Source organism: uncultured Marinobacter sp., from assembly GCF_963974375.1.
Lineage (GTDB): Bacteria > Pseudomonadota > Gammaproteobacteria > Pseudomonadales > Oleiphilaceae > Marinobacter.
In genome coordinates, this window is sequence record NZ_CAXBDN010000064.1 from 1 (window position 1) to 17,344 (window position 17,344).

15 protein-coding genes and 1 pseudogene are annotated in these 17,344 nt (G+C 60.0%); 4 read left to right on the forward strand and 12 right to left on the reverse strand.

Translation table 11 applies throughout. The annotated features are described in order from the left end of the window. Nucleotides 1-876 (forward strand): annotated as a pseudogene (locus tag AAC035_RS07520) (hypothetical protein); the annotation flags it as partial. Between the two features lie 149 nt (nt 877-1,025). Next, nucleotides 1,026-1,571 carry a ferritin-like domain-containing protein gene (locus AAC035_RS07525; protein WP_339802019.1) on the forward strand — a complete coding sequence of 182 codons (546 nt, stop codon included), beginning with the start codon at nt 1,026-1,028 and terminating at the stop codon, nt 1,569-1,571. A gap of 113 nt (nt 1,572-1,684) precedes the next feature. Here AAC035_RS07525 and AAC035_RS07530 read toward each other — a convergent pair whose 3' ends face one another. Further along, nucleotides 1,685-2,497 carry a DUF1206 domain-containing protein gene (locus AAC035_RS07530; protein ID WP_339802021.1) on the reverse strand — a complete coding sequence of 271 codons (813 nt, stop codon included), beginning with the start codon at nt 2,495-2,497 and terminating at the stop codon, nt 1,685-1,687. Nucleotides 2,498-2,561: 64 nt separating this feature from the next. Here AAC035_RS07530 and AAC035_RS07535 point away from each other — a divergent pair, with 64 nt between their 5' ends. Beyond that, nucleotides 2,562-3,581: a sodium:calcium antiporter gene (locus AAC035_RS07535; protein WP_339802024.1), complete on the forward strand. Its 1,020-nt coding sequence runs from the start codon at nt 2,562-2,564 to the stop codon at nt 3,579-3,581. Nucleotides 3,582-3,629: 48 nt separating this feature from the next. On the opposite strand, the gene AAC035_RS07540 is transcribed toward AAC035_RS07535, so the two are convergent. The 10 genes from AAC035_RS07540 to AAC035_RS07585 all read right to left on the reverse strand — a co-directional run bounded on the left by AAC035_RS07540 (nt 3,630) and on the right by AAC035_RS07585 (nt 14,915). Continuing rightward, nucleotides 3,630-4,805 carry an MFS transporter gene (locus AAC035_RS07540; RefSeq protein ID WP_339802026.1) on the reverse strand — a complete coding sequence of 392 codons (1,176 nt, stop codon included), beginning with the start codon at nt 4,803-4,805 and terminating at the stop codon, nt 3,630-3,632. Between the two features lie 117 nt (nt 4,806-4,922). Further along, nucleotides 4,923-6,017, reverse strand: a complete 1,095-nt coding sequence (gene aroC / locus AAC035_RS07545; protein WP_339802029.1) for a chorismate synthase — start codon at nt 6,015-6,017, stop codon at nt 4,923-4,925. 37 nt (nt 6,018-6,054) lie between these two features. After that, entirely contained in the window at nt 6,055-6,960 is a 906-nt protein-coding gene (prmB, locus tag AAC035_RS07550) for a 50S ribosomal protein L3 N(5)-glutamine methyltransferase (protein ID WP_339802032.1), read from the reverse strand. 134 nt (nt 6,961-7,094) lie between these two features. After that, on the reverse strand, nt 7,095-8,393 hold the full coding sequence (locus AAC035_RS07555; RefSeq protein WP_339802035.1) for a patatin-like phospholipase family protein: 1,299 nt from the start codon (nt 8,391-8,393) through the stop codon (nt 7,095-7,097). A 24-nt stretch (nt 8,394-8,417) separates the two neighbouring features. Continuing rightward, nucleotides 8,418-9,332, reverse strand: coding sequence for a DUF4892 domain-containing protein (locus AAC035_RS07560; RefSeq protein ID WP_339802037.1), 915 nt, complete (start codon nt 9,330-9,332; stop codon nt 8,418-8,420). After that, nucleotides 9,322-10,230, reverse strand: coding sequence for an alpha/beta hydrolase (locus tag AAC035_RS07565; protein WP_339802041.1), 909 nt, complete (start codon nt 10,228-10,230; stop codon nt 9,322-9,324). Before AAC035_RS07565 ends, AAC035_RS07560 begins: the two co-directional genes overlap by 11 nt. Before the next feature lie 141 nt (nt 10,231-10,371). After that, nucleotides 10,372-10,722 (reverse strand): PilZ domain-containing protein, encoded by a 351-nt coding sequence (locus AAC035_RS07570; RefSeq protein WP_339802043.1) that lies wholly within the window; start codon nt 10,720-10,722, stop codon nt 10,372-10,374. A gap of 46 nt (nt 10,723-10,768) precedes the next feature. Beyond that, the gene (gene holB, locus AAC035_RS07575; RefSeq protein WP_339802045.1) at nt 10,769-11,824 is read right to left on the reverse strand and encodes a DNA polymerase III subunit delta'; all 1,056 of its coding nucleotides are present in this window, start codon (nt 11,822-11,824) and stop codon (nt 10,769-10,771) included. Between the two features lie 14 nt (nt 11,825-11,838). Further along, nucleotides 11,839-13,929: a transglutaminaseTgpA domain-containing protein gene (locus AAC035_RS07580; RefSeq protein ID WP_339802048.1), complete on the reverse strand. Its 2,091-nt coding sequence runs from the start codon at nt 13,927-13,929 to the stop codon at nt 11,839-11,841. Beyond that, a complete protein-coding gene (locus AAC035_RS07585) occupies nt 13,926-14,915 on the reverse strand; it encodes a DUF58 domain-containing protein (protein ID WP_339802051.1) in 990 nt (329 codons plus the stop codon). Before AAC035_RS07585 ends, AAC035_RS07580 begins: the two co-directional genes overlap by 4 nt. A 109-nt stretch (nt 14,916-15,024) precedes the next feature. Between AAC035_RS07585 and AAC035_RS07590 the strand changes: the two genes are divergently transcribed. Then, nucleotides 15,025-16,356, forward strand: coding sequence for an anthranilate synthase component I family protein (locus AAC035_RS07590; RefSeq protein WP_339802054.1), 1,332 nt, complete (start codon nt 15,025-15,027; stop codon nt 16,354-16,356). A 56-nt stretch (nt 16,357-16,412) separates the two neighbouring features. On the opposite strand, the gene thrH is transcribed toward AAC035_RS07590, so the two are convergent. After that, on the reverse strand, nt 16,413-17,021 hold the full coding sequence (gene thrH / locus AAC035_RS07595; protein WP_339802056.1) for a bifunctional phosphoserine phosphatase/homoserine phosphotransferase ThrH: 609 nt from the start codon (nt 17,019-17,021) through the stop codon (nt 16,413-16,415). Nucleotides 17,022-17,344 lie beyond the last annotated feature (323 nt).

Below are 17,344 nucleotides of genomic sequence, written 5' to 3' on the forward strand. Positions count from 1 at the left end.
TTTGGCAAGGCGGTCCCGCCGCGAGTCTTTCTGCTGGCCGGTGTCATCAACCTGCTGGGACAGCCGCTGGGTGTGGGCCAGGGCAACAATCCCACCTGCCAGTCAGCCATTGGTCTGTCGGTATGGGCATCCGGCGAAGCTGACTACCTTTTGCAGGTGTTGGCCTGGGCGGCCCGGGACAACGAAGTGCTGACCCGGTTCGAGGGTGAGAACGTATCTTCCAGGGATCTGAAACCCGGGCTGGTCACCGGAACTCCTGTCGATGTGGACCCGGTATCGCTGATCCTGATTCCCCATCTCGATCGCATCTATGGGGAGATGTGGCGGCGCTGTGAACGTCGGGATGACGATGCCCACCGCTGGATCAACCCCGAATTCTATGGCTGGTGGGTCAGCCACGGATTCCGGGTGGTGGCCGACGTCCACACCGGCGAAGTGCGCGACTACGAAGACTTTATCCGCTGTTTCTACGCCAGCTACCACCCTTTCTTCAACGGCAACATGCCTGTGATCCACGCTCAGCCGGCCGGTATCGCCGTTACCGACAGCGCCGCCCGCTTTGTCGGCCGCCACGCCATCAACATTCTGCGGGTCGGGCTAAGCCCCCACAACGAGATGCGGGTCTACTTCTTCAATCCCAACAACGACAGCGGACAGGACTGGGGCCAGGGCATCACCTGCTCAACCCGGCGCCACGGTGAGTTTCGTGGCGAAGCCTCCCTGCCCATCGCCCAGTTTGCCTCCCGACTTTACGCGTTCCATTACGACACTCTGGAGCTGGGTGACCTGTCGGCAGTTCCCGATACCGAAGTCGCCCGTATCATGGAGCTTGGCTACACCAGTTGGGCGGCATCGCCGGAGAAATCCTCACCCTGAGGGCACTGCAAATGTTTCCCATAACCGGAATGAACGTATGACTCTGTGCAGAAAGACCGGCTAAAAAAACCGCAATGTAAACCCCGAAGTGATTCTGTAAGCTGTAGTAGTGTTATTGGACATTCCTACGAATCAAACGGAGGCCTATCGTGACCGACAAACCATTTCTGACCGACGTCAAAACCCTGCGGGAACGCGCGCGCAGGCACATTGAAGAAGGCGCTGTCACCGAAGGCTATACAGCCAACCGGGAGAACGTCATCAATATTCTCAACGAGGCCCTGGCCACCGAAATTGTCTGCACCCTTCGCTACAAGAGCCACTATTTCCGTGCCGACGGTATCAATGCGAACGTTGCGGCAGCCGAGTTTCTCGAACACGCCAACCAGGAACAGCAGCATGCCGACTGGCTGGCGGAACGAATTGTCCAGCTCGGCGGCAAACCCAACTTTTCCCCTGACGGCCTGTTGAGCCGCTCCCACGCGGAGTTCATTGAAGGTGAGAACCTGAGAGAAATGATCACCGAAGACCTGGTTGCCGAGCGCATTGCCATCGACAGCTACCGGGAGATCATCCGTTACCTGGGCGACGACGATCCGACATCACGGCGAATTCTGGAGGATATTCTGGCTCAGGAAGAAGAGCACGCCGATGACATGGCAGGTCTCCTGCAAGACCTGCCCGCCGAAGCATGACCGGGCAACTCATAGAGCTAGGTACCCACAGGCTATAGGGGGCGCCCTTCGGGAGCCATTGAAAGCTTCGCTGTCAATGGCTCATTAGATCAGCGAGTAAACCAGACGGGGGACTAGATATTCACCCGCCGGAATATGGCCTCCAGCAGACTGTACACCCCGAATGAGAACAAACCGACCGCCACGAAGGTCAGCAGCCACGGGCCGAAGGGCTGGCTTTGCAGTGTGTGGAACACCTCGGTCAGGCCTCCGGCTTCGTCAGGGTTGAACTGATAGGCGGCGATGATGAAAAACCCACCGATCATGAGAAAGACCAGCCCCCGGATCACCAGGCCGAACCGGCACACCGGGTAGGCCCAGCGCTGAATATCGGGAGGCATGTCAAAATGTTCGTGAAACCTGGCCTTCCAGCCTTTCAGGCCATGGGCAATGCCTGCTCCGATAATGACCACGCCTACAGCGGCCACCAGCCAGCGACCTGCCGGCTGACTCATCAGCCACGTAACCGCGCCCTCTGAGCCATTACCTGATTCCGTGGACGACTGTCCCAGGGCGGTGGCCAGACGGGCGGCAAATCCGGCCAGGAGGATATGGGTAAACGAGCTGATCAGCAGTCCGGAGCGGATAGCGATACCTTTGACCCCAAGGCCATGACTGTCAGTATCAATAACTGCCTGAATGGCGCGCCACAAGGCATAACCCACCAGGCCGAAGGCAATAATGCCCAGAACAACCCGACCATGAGGCGCTGTCAGCAGACTTTCCAGGGCTCCCCTGCTATCTGTGGTCTCGCCGCCTCCCTGACCAAAAGCCGCCAGCACGGCCAGCCCGCCCACCAACAGATAGACCATACCCCGCGCCGCGTATCCCCAGCGCGCTAAAACGGTAACAACGCGTTTACCGTTAGAGTCATCGGTACTCTGCATCCTGGCATCTCCTGGTCATCCTGTTGGTGTAGTATAGCCCTATGGTTTCAATTACAGGTGCCCGGTGTTTTCATCCCTGACCTCCAACATCATCATCTTTGCCATTGCCACCCTTGCCATCATCGTTGCCGGCACCCGGCTGACCCGGTTAGCGGATGAGCTTGCTGACCGGACTGGCCTGGGTGAGGCCCTGTTCGGGGTACTGCTGCTGGCCGGCGTGACTTCCCTGCCGGACTTCGCGGCGACGCTCAGCGCGGCGATGGATTCCCGCCCGGACCTGGCCATGAGTAATGTCATGGGTAGCATGGCAGTAAACCTGGCGTTTCTTGGCGTCGCCGATATGGTTTATCGAAAAGCCAACCTTGAACATGCTGCCGCCTCGTCTGTGAACCTCATGCTGGCCGCGTTGCTCATTGTGCTGCTGACGTTACCGCTGCTGGCCATTGTTTCACCATCGGTGGCCCGGTGGAGCGTGCATCCGGTAACACCGGTCATTGTCGTCGCCTATCTGTTCGGGCTGCACCTGGTTGAGCGCGCCCGCATCAAACCCATGTGGTTTCCGCGACACACACGCCAGACCGTTCCTGACACACCCGAGCAGCAACATTCCGGAACGCTGATGGCGGCCTGGCTCAGTTTCCTTGCCCTGGCGGTGGTAATTGGCCTCGCCGGCTGGGTACTGATGGAGGCGGCCAAAGGCATAGCGGATCTCACCGGATTGTCCGACACCGTGGTGGGCGGCCTGTTGACCGCGCTGGCCACGTCATCACCGGAGCTGGTCACCACCATCGCTGCCATACGCTATGGCGCACTGACTCTGGCGGTCAGCAACATCTTCGGCACCAACTGTTTCAATATGCTGGTGGTGGCTGCAGCCGACGCCGGCTATCCGGGTGGCTCCATCTACCATGACATGGCACCCGTACAGATGACCTGGGGACTGGTCAGCATTCTGATGACGGCCATCCTGTTACTTGGCATGGTGCGGCGGGAGACCTACGGCATCGGCCGCATCGGGTTCGAAAGTGCCGCCATTCTTTCTGTCTACGTAGCGGCTCTCAGCATTATTCTGATGACGGCCTGAGCCTTTCCCTGGCTAATGGCTGGCACTGGCTACCATGAACCACCCGAGCTACCCTTTCGGTGGTGCCTGCAGGCCCCGCCAGGTCACCACCACCGCCACTGCCATGGCAATGGCGCCGCCCCAGAAGGCCATGGAGGTGCTGAAGCCTCCGGCCAGATATCCCGACAGCCAGGCCCCCACCGCGCCGCCGGCGCCGAAAGTCAGGCCGCTGTAGAGTGCCTGACCCTGACCGTGGTGCTGCTCTCCGAAAAAGCCCTGTACATACTGCACCGAGATTACATGCAACGCGCCGTAGGAAGCGGCATGCAGCAGCTGGGCAAAGATCAGTACCGGCACCATGTGGGTGGCTTCGGCAATCAGTATCCAGCGCACCATGGTCAGCAGCAGCGCGGCGATGGCGATCTGACGGACCGTGAACCAGCGCGACAGCCGGTGCATCACCAGAAACAATCCGATTTCCGCCAGTACCCCCAGTGACCACAGCAGACCGATGGAGAGCTTGCCGTAGCCGTGTTGCTCCAGGTGGATACTGAAAAAGGTGTAATAGGCGCCGTGAGAGACCTGCAGCAGGAAGTTCATCAGGAAAAAAGTGATCACCGCCGGATGACTGATGATTCGCTTCAGGCTGCCCTTCGGGGCCGGTGGCTTGCGCTGGCCCCCCTCGGCGGGCACCAGGTAAGCCGACACACAGATACCCACAAATACCGGTAGCAGAATCCAGGGCAACCAGCTGATGGGAATCAGCTCCAGTACCCCTCCTACCAGGGCCACAGCACCAATGAAACCCACCGAGCCCCACAGTCGCACCTTGCCATAGCGATCCTTGTCACGGCCAAGCACACCCAGGGTAATGACTTCATACAATGGCAGGATGGCATTCCAGAAAAAGGTGAACACCAGCATGACCAGCAGCAGGCCGTAGAACCCGGGTTCCAGAAACACGCCGAGAAAACAGAACGAACCTACCACCGCCCCCAGGCGAACCAGCCTGACCCGCTGGCCGGAGCGGTCACCAAGCCAGCCCCAGAGGCTGGGGGCAATGATTTTGGTCAGCTGAATGGTGGCCATCAGGGTGGCGATTTCCATGTAGGAAAAGCCTCTCCCCTCGAGGTACAGCGACCAGTAAGGCAGCAGACCGCCCAACAGGGCGAAGAACCAGAAATACAGATTCGACAGGCGCCAGTAGATGGTGAGCACTCCTTCGGATACCGGTCGGTCAACCAATCAGCAGACCTGCCCGCTCAGCAACCAGGGTATCAACGTCCTGCAGGGCTGAAATAATATGGTAACCGGAACGGGGCCGGCGATGAACCGGCCCGGAATCAGGCCGGTTCAGCCAGATCAAAGCTGACCGATGTCGGGGGTGGATACGGTGACATCAGCGTTCTGACCACGATGACGCAGGTAATGGTCCATCAGCACGATGGCCATCATCGCTTCCGCGATCGGGGTGGCGCGGATACCGACACAGGGGTCGTGACGACCGGTGGTGATCACCTCCACCGGATTGCCATGCACATCAATACTGCGACCCGCCAGACGCAGGCTGGAAGTAGGCTTCAGGGCAATACTGGCGAGAATCGGCTGACCCGAGGAAATTCCCCCCAGCACCCCGCCGGAATGATTCGACAGAAAACCTTCCGGGGTCAGTTCGTCGCGATGCTCGGTGCCTTTCTGGGCGATACAGCCAAAGCCGGCACCAATCTCCACACCCTTGACCGCATTGATGCTCATCAGGGCATGGGCCAGGTCCGCATCCAGGCGGTCGAAGATAGGCTCACCGAGACCAGGGGGCACGCCTTCCGCCACCACATTGATGCGCGCACCAATGGAGTTACCCTCCTTGCGCAGGGCGTCCATGTAGGCTTCCATCTCGGGCACCTTGTCGGCGTCGGGGCAGAAGAACGGGTTCTGATGAACCTGATCCCAGTCCAGCCGCTCGATGCCTATGGGGCCCAGCTCGGACAGATAGCCCCGGATCCGGATGCCCAGGCGTTCCGCCAGGAACTTGCGGGCCACCGCACCGGCCGCCACCCGCATGGCTGTCTCCCGGGCCGATGACCGGCCGCCACCCCGGTAATCCCGGACCCCGTATTTGTGGGCATAGGTGTAGTCAGCATGGGCGGGCCGGAACTGTTCTGAAATTTTGGAATAGTCCTTGGAGCGCTGATCGGTATTCTCGATCATCAGACCAATGGGCGTTCCCGTAGTCTTGCCTTCAAACACGCCAGACAGGATTCTGACTTCGTCCGCTTCCCGACGCTGGGTGGTGTGGCGGGAGGTACCCGGTTTACGCCGGTCGAGATCACCCTGAAGGTCCGCCTCGCTCAGTTCCAGTCCGGGAGGACAGCCATCGATAATGCAGCCCAGAGCCACCCCGTGGCTCTCTCCGAACGAGGTCACCGTGAACAATTTTCCGAACGTGTTTCCCGACATAATTCAGTATCTTATCCAGTATTTTTAATAATTTGGTTTATGCTTTGGATTGCTTCCATTGCAGCAGATCTTCCGCTGTCAGCAAAAACACTCCCTCACCGCCGTGAGCAAATTCGAGCCAGGTAAACGGCAGTTCCGGATAGGCATTTTCCAGGGCAACCCAGCTGTTACCCACTTCTACAATCAGTAACCCCCCAGGATTAAGATAGTCTGACGCTTCCGCCAGAATCCGGTGGGCGATATCCAGGCCATCATGGCCGGCAGCAAGACCCAGGGCCGGTTCATGCCGGAACTCTTCGGGCATGGCCGCCAGGTCTTCGGCGTCCACATAGGGCGGATTGCTGATGATAACGTCGTATTGACCGGCCACCGAGTCAAACAGATCCGAATGAATGACCTGCACCCGGTCGGTCAGTTCGTGAAACTCGATGTTGCTTTGCGCCACGTCCAGAGCATCAGTGGAGATGTCCGCCAGATCCACCGAGGCATCCTCGAACACGGTGGCGGTGGCAATGCCGATGCAGCCGCTGCCGGTGCACAGGTCCAGCACCCGCTGCACGTCCTGATCAGCAAGCCAGGGCTGCAGTCCGGACTGAATCAGCTCCGCCAGCGGGGATCGGGGAATCAGTACCCGCTCGTCCACCTTGAAGGGCAGCCCCATGAACCACCCCTCACCGACCAGATAGGCCGCCGGCGTACGCTCGTGGATGCGGCGTTCTATCCGTTCCAGTATAAGCTGTCGCTCGTCCCTGATCAGGCGCGCATCCAGGAACAGAGTGTTGTTCTCCAGCGGCAGGTGCAGGCTGCGCATGACCAGAAGTACAGCTTCGTCCCAGGGGTTGTCCGTGCCATGGCCAAAATAGATGCCAGCTTCGGTGAAACGGGTGGCGGCGTAGCGCAGATAGTCCCGGACGGTAATCAGGTCATCAATCGGGCGGGTCACATGCAGATCCTTCAGCCTGGCCGTGCTCCGGTCTGCGGAGCACGGCAATGGGTGTCAGTGCCGGATTATACGCACATTACCCGGCCAGCGGCAGTCCCGGCACCGGCTTGCCTCCGGGGCTGACCGGCCTGGTTTCAGACTGCCAGCGGCCCGGAACTGCTCTGGTTCTGTTCGAACCGATCAAGCGCCGCATTCATCCGTTCACGACCGATCTGTATCATCTCCGGTGCCTGGTGATAATCGTAGGTCCGGCAGCTGTTCTTGGGCACATTGATCAGCAGATCCGGCGGATATCCGGCCAGCTTGTACTGAACCAGCGCGCTCTGCATGGTCTCGATAGTCAGGTTCATGATGTCGAACTTGCCAATCCCCAGCTTCTCCCAGTCGATGGTACTGATATCATGGTCCCTGGCAGCGGGCTTCGCGGAGGATTTGACAACGGATTTTGCCTTGTCCGATGCTTTTGCCAACGGATTATGCGATGAATCTGCAGAACGTTCTTCCGCCTTTTTCTGCTCTGCCCTGAAGGCAGCTTCACTGATTTTTTCTTCGGTGGTGTCATGGCCCGGGCCACCACTGCCATCACGACGACCTCCGAACGACCTGAAGGCATCCCAGTCAAACCAGCGGGAGGCCTTGTCACGGATCTTGTCGATCCACTCCTCCAGTTCGCCACTTTCGTCGGGGTTATGGAAGGCCGCATCGGGAATACGTTGGCGACGATCGTCCTCACCACTCAGGTTGACCGCAAATACCAGATCGGCGTGGGCGGAGATGGTGGGCACAATCGGTAGCGGGTTCAGCAGGGCGCCGTCTACCAGAACACGGCCATTGAGCACCACCGGCGTAACCAGCCCGGGTATGGCCACTGACGCCCGAATTGCCTGCTCCAGAGGTCCTTCCTGAAACCAGATTTCCTTATGACCAAGCAGATCCGTCGCTACCGCCGTGAAGCCGATCGGCAGATCCTCGATGCGGATATCCCCCAGCATCTCCCGAACCACCATGAAGATTTTCTCGCCCCGGATTGCCCCGACGCTGTTCAGGGTGATATCCAGCAGTTTCAGTACATCGAACTGCCCGAGTCCGGTTACCCAATCCTTATAGTCCTGCAGTTTGCCAGCGGCATAGATACCGCCGATCAGTGCACCCATCGAGCACCCTGAAATGGCGATAATGTCGTAGCCGCGCTCTTCCAGCACTTCGATGGCACCGATATGGGCGTAGCCCCGGGCGCCACCGCTGCCCAATGCCAGGGCGACGGTTTTCCTGCGGGGCGCGGTCACCCTGGTATCACCACCTTCTGGCCGGGCCTGATCAGACAACTTGTCCGCTGTTACCGCACCGGTACCACCGGACGCCATTTCCGGACCCGGGTCATCGGTGGCCCCGGGCGCGCCAGCTGTCTTCTGAACATCTTTACTATCAGTCATCTGTTACGCCTTTACCTTATTCAATCAGGGTTCCCGCACCACCATCAGCTCAATACGGTCACCCCGGCGTTCGGCGATACCTACCCGAACCGCCGGACCCACAATGATCTTGACCTGCTTTGCGGCTGGCACCCCGGAACGGTCCAGCAGGGCAGCCATGGCATCGGCGGCCGCCTGGGCACGGGCCATGGATTGCTCCAGGGTTTCCTGTTGGCGCAGCTCCGAGAAGCTGTTGATGATTATCCGGCTACCAGGTTCAGAGGCCCATTCCAGCAGGCTGCGCCGGGTTTCACCATCCCAGTCAAAACGGTGACTCGCCGCACCGCTCCAGGGCACCACCACCGGCCCGCGAATGCGGCCATCGCCGAGACTGAATCCGGGCACCTGACTGCCCTCACCCAGCTTCAGCTCTTCAACCCAGACGTATTCCCGCTGGTTGCCACGGGTCACGGTATAAACCAGGGCCAGCCAGCCACTGCCCGCCTCATCCAGTACACCCGCCACCAGATAATCCTGGTTCTCGTCGCGGCCATACAGCGTCGACTGATTGAAAATCTGGTTTGCCCAGACGTTGCTACGCCCGCAATCGCGGCCTGTGCACTCGAACAGGAACTGGGCGCCGAGTTTTTCGAGTTGTCGACGATACCAGCTGCGGGCGTCGGCTCTTCCGGTATCAGGGCCGATCTGCAAAAGACGACCCTGACCCTCCACCGGCACCCGGGCCATGGATTCCGAACGGATTTCGTTACGGATTTCCCGGATCGGGCTCAGCATGACCCGGTGACCGGGCGAACGAATCGGTACTTCAGCCTCGACCCGGGCCTGCGGGAAATCGGCCATCAGTCCGGTGTCCGCCTGGAGCGGCTGCGCAGTCACCCCTGCCACTGCAGCGACGACCGCAAGCGCCGGGAGCTGTTTGACAAACCATTTATACATCATCAAGAAATGCCTTGATTGCACGGGAAACAGGGCCGGTATCACCATCCAGATGACAGTGGTGAGAACCGGAAATCACCACTTCTGTAAGCCCGGGCATAGCCCCCAGACGGGTTTCCCAGCGACTCCGGTCACCCAGCAGACCATCCGCAGCACGCAGCAGCAATGATCGGGTTTCGACCGCCTCGAGACAGGCCAGCGCCTGCTGTTCAGCAAACACCATCATGGACGGGTGCCGTAACCTCGGGTCTGTGCACCATTCGTAACCGTTCCCGGAGGTTTTCAGGTTTCTCGACACCAGCAGTCTGGCCACCTCCGGTGACAGGGGATTGCGACCACCGGTCCTGGCCGCAGCCGCATCGTCAATGGTGGGGTAGCCGGCACTTTTTCCGGAACCGGAAAGCCGCTTCAGAATACCCTTGCGCAATTGGCTGACAGTCTCTTCCGGGGATTTGGTGATAGGCCCCAGACTGTCTATCATCACCAGCCGCCGTACCTTTTCCGGGAAGGCCGCCGTGTAGAGCATCGCCACTATGCCACCCAGACTGTGACCGACCAGATCCACGGGGCTTTCGAAATGCGTGTCCAGAAGCTCGGCAAGATCGGCTACATAGTCTGCCAGCAGATAACTCTGGCCTTCCGGGCGATGGTCAGACAAACCGTGGCCCGCCATGTCCAGAGCCCACACATCGCCGAACGATGTCAGCTCCGGTGCCAGCCGGGCAAAGCTCAGGCTGTTATCCAGCCAGCCATGAAGCATGACCACCGGCACACCTTCGCGAGCATGGTCAGCAGCAGGCCAGTGCAAGCCAGCCAGCGTCATGTGCCTGAGCGGCCAACGCACTTCCTCCCAGGAGCGTTCAAATCCTGCGGAAACGTCCGCCTGTAACGGTTGATTCATGGATTCTCCGAACGAAAATGGATATCTGCCCGATGCCGACAGAATGATTGCAACGCGCCAGACAGGAAACCGAGCCGGCGCAACCGGACAGAACAAGACCTGTGACCGGCAGACCGGGCTGCGGTTCACCGGCCCAAGGGTTTACATGGTGTGAGTGGGTCGGTCCGAGTTCAGGGAACCGGCCAGATAGGATTCAATCTTGGTTCGGGCCGTTTCATCCTCACCGTTAAACTGAACCCCGATGCCCGATGCCCGGTTGCCCTGGGCGCCCCGCGGAGTAATCCACACCACCTTGCCGGCTACCGGAATCTTTTCCGGCTCGTCCATCAGGTTGAGCAGCAGAAACACCTCATCACCTAACTGGTACTGCTTCTGGGTTGGAATAAACAGGCCTCCCTGACGGATATAAGGCATGTAGGCGGCGTAAAGTACGGCCTTGTCCTTGATGGTCAGGGTAAGAATGCCACTGCGTGCGCCAAATCCCGGCCCCATTGGGTAGCCTCCAGAGAAATCAGAATGTTTTGTTGTCAGCGCCTGATCATAGCAGGCGCTGGTGTCCGGTGTCCGCCCGGGCCTGTCGCCGGGGCATCAGCGCTTGCCAGCACATGAGCAGGCGCGAGATTTCCAGGTCCAGACTCGCATTATTGACCATGGCGAGGCGGGATTCACGAATCTCTTCCGCAATTTCATGTGCCCGCCAGGGAGCATTGTTCTTCGCCAGGTAGCCAACCACTTCCGCCAGGTCATGGTCGCGGGCGGCACCACCCGAGGTCACTCGCGCCAGATCAGCGGCCCAATTCTCCATCAGCCAGAGTACGGCTTCGTGGCCGAGGCTGCGAAAGCTGCGCGTGGCTTCAGCCACGGTGACCGCACCCTTCATAAACTGGCGAAAGGCCTCGATCGCCGTCTTTCTCTGTTCCAGGAAACCGCTGTTCAGATAGGTCAACGCCAGCCCGGGAGCGCCACCGGCCAGGCGCAGCGCAACGGCCGCTTCACTGTGGTCGGGGCCGGGCGCGACGCTGTCGGCGGTGGCGGTTACCGTCTGCTGAGCGAGCCACGCCAGCGCTGCTGCCTCATTCGGGGTCGCAATGGGCAGCACCCGGCAGCGGGAACGTATGGTGGGCAACACCGGGCGCCCGGTTTCCTGCAGCGACAACAGCACCACGTCCGCCACCGGTTCCTCAAGGGTTTTCAGCAGCGCATTGGCGGCGTTGATATTGAGCTGGTCAGCACGATCAAGAATAATCACCTTCAGCGCGCCCACCTGGGGCGAGGCGACGGCAAAGGCCGACAGGGCGCGGATCTGGTCTATTTTGATCATTTTCGATTTTTCTGGCTGATACACCCGGATATCAGGATGCGACTCCCCTTCCACCAGCTGGCACTGTCGACACTGTCCGCAGGGTTGCCTGCTACCGGGGGTGCGTCGCTCACAGGCCAGCAGGGCCGCAAAGGCATTCGCCAGCCGACGCTTGCCAACACCCCGGTCGCCAGTCAGCAACACGGCGTGGGCCATACGGTTCTGGTCCAGGGCCTGAGCCAGGGTTTCCGCAGCGTCCGCCAGCCAGGGCATGGTGTGGGTAAGTTCCTGCAAGGTCGGGTATTCCTCTATCCGTTGCGGCGCCGGGCGATGGCCCGGCGCACACTGCCTAGCTGTTGTTTCAGTTCAGCCTGAGACAAGGCTGTGCGCCGGGCGCTGGCAGTGCTGGAAGGCCCATAGTAATGGCTGTTCAGGGCTGCCGCAAAGTTCCCTGCCGGTTTAGCGGCCCGGGGCTGATGTTCCCGGGTAAGTCTGGCAAGCTGATCAGGCGTTGCCCCTGCGGGCACCTGCACCCCCTGTTTTTCAAGCAACCTCATCCAGCTTGCGATCAGCCGTGCTGCCGGATCACGACGAGAACCGCCGTGGTGCCTGAACACCGCAACAACGCCGGCAATCAGCATGGCCAGGCCCAGCACACCAGCTGTGATATACCCCAGCTCCCTGAGTCCGATATTGCCAGGCAGCCGGCTCATCAGATCCATCTGGAACTGGCCCTGATAGCCCACCACCCAGCGCTGCCAGTTATAGTTGAGGCGGTCCATTTGCAGACTCATCCACTGAATCCCCGGAATATTACGGTAGCGCTCGGGGGAGGCCCAGGCATTCTCCAGGAACGAGCCCTCATCGGCCATGGCATCCTGGATGCCCAGCTCGATACGATCCGGCGCAATGGCTGCGGTAGGATCGACCCGCACCCAGCCAGCGCCATCAATCCAGGCTTCTACCCAGGCATGGGCGTCGTACTGGCGAACGATCAGATACTCGCCACCGGCACCGCTGACGCCGCCCTGATAACCAATCACCACCCGTGCCGGAATCCCCGCAGCCCGCAGTAAAAACGTGGTGGCACTGGCGTAGTGGGCACAGAAGCCACGTTTTTCATCAAATAACAGGGCGTCAACGGAGTTGTCCGGCATCTCCGGCGGGCGCAGGGTGTAATGATAGGCTTCGGTGTTAAAACGATTCATCAGGGTGCCAATCAGCGCCAATGGCGATTCACTGGATGCCCGCAGCTCTTCTGCCAGCGAACGCGCCCTTGGATTGGTACCGGAAGGCAGTTGCAGGTAACGACTGCGATTTTCCGCGACCAGCGGATCAACCCGGCTCAGGGCCCCGGTCTCGGACAACCCCATACGATAGCGCACCGCGGTGTCGGCCGGTCGCTGCAGCCGGAACAGGCCCGCCGGTGCCCGTCGCAGGTTATCGGAGTTGGCCACCGAGTTTTCAAGGGCATACACCCAGCGCTGGCCTGAGGCTTCCATCAGCACATCGTACTGCCCCGGCTGCAACTCGCCGACACCACCGTCCAGCGCCACCCGGCCCGGTCGCAGTTGCGGCTCGGTCTGCCACTGGCGCCAGGTTTCACCGTCAAAGCGGTCGAGGATCAGGCCCCGCCAGTAGCGCTCCCGATGGGCAGGAATATCCCCACCAAAGGTCACCCGGAATGCCCGTTCGCGACTCTGGGCCAGGCTTGAAATATCTCCGGGGGACATGGTGTCCGAGATGCCGGTACGGGCCTCGCTACTGACCAGTGGGACACTCCACAGCGGTGCCATTCGCGGAAAGAACACAAACAGCAACACCACGATCGGCAGGGTTTTCAGTGACATCACGGCCAGTCTGCGCAGGCTTTTCAGGGAAGCTCCGGTACCGCCACCCTGCAGTAACTGCAACGACACCAGCAGAATCACCACACCGGCCAGATTCACCAACGTCCAGAGAATACCCTGCTGAAACAGGAAATTGACCGAGGCCAGATAGGTCAGGATAAAAAACAGCACGAAAAAATCCCGGCTACTGCGGGTTTCCAGCCATTTCAGACCCACCGCCAGTACGAAGAAAGAAGCGGCGGTATCGACGGAAAACTGTCCCCGCACCGTCAACCCATAGGCCACGGTGAGTGCCACCATCACCGCAAGGCGGCTCCACCGGCCCGGAAGCCTTACCGTGCCCTGCTGAGCCAGCCAGCGCCAGAATGCCAGCAGCAGGCAGGCAACAATCAGCCACCAGGGCAAGCGGTCCCACTGGGGTGTCAGCAGTACCAGAAAGCCCGCCAGCAACCACAACAGGGCACGAGTTGGCAGCAGCGTGCCGGCCTCTGACTTTGCGGCGGCGCTACCACGATGGCGGCCCCGCAGCCAAGATCTTGCCCGGCTCATTGAACGGCTTCCCGGGCTGCGGTTACTGCGCTGCCGGTCTGACGCTCGAACCCGAACAGCCCCAGGGCTCGGAGACACCGGGCCCGGTGACTGGCCCCCAGGTCCGGCTCCAGCCGCAGACCCGGCAAACGCAGGCCATAGGGCTGTGCTGCTGTCTCCCTTGCCAGCACCAACGATGCCAGGTAACTCAGTCGTAGTTCCCGGTCAACACCGGGAAAGGCGTCATAGTCCAGCCATTGGGGACTGCCCTGCTCGCCCTGCCAGTCCGCAACGCTCATATCGCCGTTGCGGGCAAACCGCTTCCAGTCAATACGAGCACTCAGATCGCCCTCCCGCCAGGGCCTCAGCTCAACCTGATCCTGACCGGGGCTGATCCGGGTTGCTTCCAGTTCTTCTCCGTCCGCCACTGCCTCCATAGCGTGTACCGGCCTGATGGGCCGTGGATACACCACCGCCGGCGTCTCTGGCCGTAACCAGGACCAGGCCTTGAGCAACCCGAACGGAAATCGTGTTTCAATGCGAATCCGGTCCGGGGTAAAAAGCCCCCGTTGCCGGACCGGTATCGACAACACCCCGTCCGCCATTTCGGCACGGGACAGCGTCAGGGTCAGCGGTGACTGGTCCGGATAGCTCAGCTGGATACCCTGGGCTTCGTGGTCTGCTGCAATGCGCAGCGAGAACGGCAGGTCGTCACCGGCAAAGCCCTCACCAGGACGCAGCAGGGTCAGCTCCAGCCCGGACAGATTGTTATGGGTCTGATGCATGGCCGCCACAAAAACCGCACCCAGCATAAACGTGAGCAGGTAGATCAGACTGTTCTGGTAGTTGATGCCGGTGATCAGCATGACCAGCAGCAGCACGCCGAACAGCACTCCGGCGCCGGTTGGCAGAATGAAGATGCTGTGCCGGTCGAAACGACAGCGGTCTGACCTGGGGATTCTTCGGTTGATCCAGTACTGCCAGCGACGCTGAAGCGTCTTTTTCATAGTGCCCCCGGCTGCGGGAATAATCTCGGATTGCCTGAGTTACGTATCAGGCAGGCGAATAGGTTATCATGGCCACCCCATTTTTCTGCTTCGGTATCCGGATTCTGCGATGACAAGCCGCCAATCTGTGCCCTTGTTCCGACTTCCCCAGTTGCTCGGCCATCTGTCGGAACAGCCGGGCTTTGTCTGCCTGGCCAGTGAGCGCATTGGTGAGACCCGTTACAGCGCCTGGCCGGTGCGAAGCTGGTCTCTGCCTGCTGATCATGATGAATTCGAAGGTACCGTTCGCAGCATTCTGGCTAGCCACAAGGGCCTGGCCCGTGACAAGCTGTCAACCGGCTGCGGTGGCATCGCCGGCGTCCTGTTTTACGAGGCCGGGCGCTACACCGTCCCCGGATTTCACAGTGTCGAACCCGAGCCCCACAGTTCCGGCTGGGTCGGCCAGTATCTGTGGCAACTGACCGTTCGCCAGGCCACCGGCGCCAATCCGCAAACCGCTGATCTCGAATTTCACCCGACCTGCCCTGCCCCCCTGAAACTGCTGGTACAACAGGCGCTGGAAGACTGTCAGGGTTTTGCCGGCGGCGGCTTCAGCCTGACCGAACCGTTCATCCCGCAGCAAAGCGAAACCGAGTATCAGGACGGTGTCCGCCGTATTCTGGCCTACATTGAGGCTGGCGACTGTTACCAGGCCAATCTGTCCCAGACTTTCAGGGCCTGGTATACCGGTCGACCGTTTGCGGCCTGGCAGGCCTTGTCGGAGGCTATTCCGGTACCCCATGGCGGCTATCTGGATGCCGGCGACTGGCAGATGCTCAGCGTTTCACCGGAGCTGTTTCTGGAAATCCGTAACGGTGAGGTAACCAGCAAACCCATCAAGGGCACCCGCCCCCGCAGCGAAGATCCGGATCAGGACCGGGCCTATGCCCAGTCTCTGGTGAGCAGCCATAAGGATGGCGCTGAGAACCTGATGATTGTGGATCTGATCCGAAACGATCTGTCCCATTTCTGCCAGCCCCATACCGTTAAGGTTCCGGATCTGTTTGAGGTGGAGAGTTATCGCAACGTCCACCAGCTGGTCAGTACCGTCACCGGAACCCTGCAGCACTCGGTGACACCTTTTGAGGCCCTGCTGTCGGCGTTTCCCGGGGGTTCCATTACCGGAGCCCCGAAGCGGCGCGCCATGGAAATCATTGATGCCATGGAACCACACCGCCGCGGACCTTATTGTGGCAGCCTGTTCTGGTGGGGGTTCGATAACAATCTGGACAGCAACATCGGCATTCGCACCCTTCAGACCCGGGTGGATGGCAGCATTCAGGCCTGGGCCGGCTGTGGCATTGTGGCGGATTCGGACCCGGCGGAAGAGTATCAGGAGTCCCTGATCAAGATCGGACGGCTGCTGGAAACGCTGGAACAGAGCCTGCAGCCGTCCTCTTAATCCGGATCCAGGCCTGCCTGCTCCTGCCTGGACTTGCCGGATCGAGCGAATCAGGCTCAGTAGCGCTCGCTCAGCTCCAGGAAGGTGTTCCTGAGCTCGTCAAAGGTCTGCACCGCCGGAAACTGGGGGAATTCGCGGATCACGTTTTCCGGTGCGTGAAACAGAATGCCGGCCTCGGCCTGGGTCAGCATGGTGGTATCGTTGTAGGAATCTCCGGCCGCAATCACCCGGTAGTTGAGCAACTGGAACGCCCGCACTGACTGGCGCTTGGGATCCCGCTGACGCAACAGGTAGTTGGTGATCCGACCTTCGTCGTTGACTTCCAGCTTGTGGCAAAGCAGTGCCGGGTGCCCCAGTTTTTTCATCAGTGGCATGGCAAATTCGTAGAAGGTGTCAGACAGGATGACCACCTGAAACCGCTCCCGCAGCCAGTCAAGGAATTCGCGGGCGCCGGGCAGCGGGTCCAGCCCACCGATCACTTCCTGGATCTCCGGCAGACCATATCCGTGCTGGTCCAGCAATTTCAGACGCTGTTTCATCAACACGTCGTAGTCAGGAATATCCCGGGTAGTGGCCTTGAGCTCTTCAATACCGGTTTTTTCCGCAAACGCGATCCAGATTTCCGGGATCAGCACTCCCTCAAGGTCAAGGCACGCAAGTTCCACAATGATCTCCTGTTGAATACCGGCATCGGGCCGGCGAAATGTAATCAGGGTGCCTATGATAAAAAAAAGCGCCACCGAATGCACCGACCATCAACACCCTGCACTGCCATATCCTTTATAACCTTATGATTGCTGATTACTTCAGACCCGGCGTCAGCAGTGGTAGATTGTGTGGCTCTGTGACAAAGCGACTACCTTCGACAGGACATCAGCGAATCCATGAGTGATCTTCAGCAACTGAACGACGATCTGGCCGGGAAAAGCCCGCGGGCGATTCTCAAGGAGGCCTTCGCCCGCTACGACAACATTGCGATCTCCTTCAG

Coding starts and splice junctions, on each gene's coding strand:
- AAC035_RS07570 (WP_339802043.1), bottom strand. CDS start 10,722: ATGGGGCCGGGATTTGGCGCACGCAGTGGCATTCTTACCCTGACCATC.
- AAC035_RS07590 (WP_339802054.1), top strand. CDS start 15,025: ATGACAAGCCGCCAATCTGTGCCCTTGTTCCGACTTCCCCAGTTGCTC.
- AAC035_RS07585 (WP_339802051.1), bottom strand. CDS start 14,915: ATGAAAAAGACGCTTCAGCGTCGCTGGCAGTACTGGATCAACCGAAGA.
- AAC035_RS07555 (WP_339802035.1), bottom strand. CDS start 8,393: ATGACTGATAGTAAAGATGTTCAGAAGACAGCTGGCGCGCCCGGGGCC.
- AAC035_RS07565 (WP_339802041.1), bottom strand. CDS start 10,230: ATGAATCAACCGTTACAGGCGGACGTTTCCGCAGGATTTGAACGCTCC.
- aroC (WP_339802029.1), bottom strand. CDS start 6,017: ATGTCGGGAAACACGTTCGGAAAATTGTTCACGGTGACCTCGTTCGGA.
- AAC035_RS07560 (WP_339802037.1), bottom strand. CDS start 9,332: ATGATGTATAAATGGTTTGTCAAACAGCTCCCGGCGCTTGCGGTCGTC.
- AAC035_RS07580 (WP_339802048.1), bottom strand. CDS start 13,929: ATGAGCCGGGCAAGATCTTGGCTGCGGGGCCGCCATCGTGGTAGCGCC.
- AAC035_RS07530 (WP_339802021.1), bottom strand. CDS start 2,497: ATGCAGAGTACCGATGACTCTAACGGTAAACGCGTTGTTACCGTTTTA.